This is a genomic window from Vibrio sp. 10N.222.46.A1, assembly GCF_041473595.1.
Lineage (GTDB): Bacteria > Pseudomonadota > Gammaproteobacteria > Enterobacterales > Vibrionaceae > Vibrio > Vibrio tasmaniensis_A.
Genome location: NZ_JBFRSN010001234.1, coordinates 1 through 1319 on the forward strand (window position 1 = coordinate 1; position 1319 = coordinate 1319).

At 43.0% G+C, this 1319-nt stretch carries 1 protein-coding gene; it reads right to left on the reverse strand.

Annotation, left to right across the window (positions count from 1 at the left end):
- Nucleotides 1–318: 318 nt before the first annotated feature.
- On the reverse strand, nt 319–1319 hold a 1001-nt coding region (locus AB4496_RS25515; RefSeq protein WP_372132637.1), incomplete at its 5' end, for an AAA family ATPase.

Consider the following 1319-nt stretch of genomic DNA (forward strand, 5'->3'; position numbering starts at 1 on the left):
TGTTGAGCGTTCCTTTTAGTAAGGAGCATCTCTAAGTGGACGGCCATTCTAGCGAATTGGGTTCCAGTGTCAAACACTTTTTCCAGCTAATTTTTCAAAGCATCTTAAATGCTTAATGTCGTCTCGTTACTTAGTTCAAACCGCTTGGTTATCCCTAGCAACGGAGGCGCATTATAGAGAGAATCCCCCTTTGCACAAGACCAAAAACAGAAAAAAATCGCCACAGGCGATCGTTCGGACACTATTCACTCAAAGCGTTCAAAATAGGTACGATTGCGTCTTAATTTCGACTAATCGTACCTATCGTTCTTACCTTGATTATTGGTGAGCAATAATTCGGTCGTTATTCACTAATAGCTGCACTTTCTTATCCGGATTGATTTTCCCCGCAAGTATCGCTTTCGCTAATGGGTTCTCAACACTCTGCTGAATTGCTCTTTTAAGAGGCCTCGCACCATATACAGGATCAAAACCGACTTTAGAAATCAGCCTCAGTGCTTTATCCGATACTTCAAGCTCATAACCATTGTCTTCCATTCGCTTTTTCAAGTGCTCAAGCTGAATAGCGGCAATTGACTCAATGTGCTCTTGGCCTAATGGATGGAACACAACGCTTTCATCAACTCGATTCAAAAACTCAGGTCGGAAATGTTTACCCACCACTTCCATAACCTCATTTTTAATGCCTTGGTAATCCAATGTATTAAAGTTCTCTTGAATACGAGTTGAACCTAGGTTCGATGTCATGATTACCACGGTATTTCTAAAATCGACCGTGCGACCTTGTCCGTCAGTTAATCGTCCATCATCTAAAACCTGCAATAGAATATTGAAAACATCTGGGTGAGCTTTCTCTACCTCATCAAGCAGAATGACAGAATAAGGTTTTCGACGAACAGCTTCGGTTAAGTACCCACCTTCTTCATAGCCCACATAACCAGGGGGCGCACCAACTAAACGAGCGACAGAATGTTTTTCCATAAACTCAGACATATCGATACGCACCATCGCATCTTCACTATCGAACATAAAGTTAGCTAATGTTTTACACAGTTCGGTTTTACCGACACCTGTTGGCCCTAAGAACAAGAACGAACCAATCGGCTTATTCGGATCAGACAAACCAGCACGGCTACGACGAATCGCATTCGATACCACTTCGACCGCTTCCGCTTGACCGATAACCCGCTTATGCAGAACACCTTCCATTTTCAGAAGCTTCTCCTTTTCCGCTTCTAGCATTTTAGAAACAGGAATACCGGTTTGCTTTGAAAGGACATCGGCGATCTCAGCGTCGGTCACCTTATTACGTAATAAGG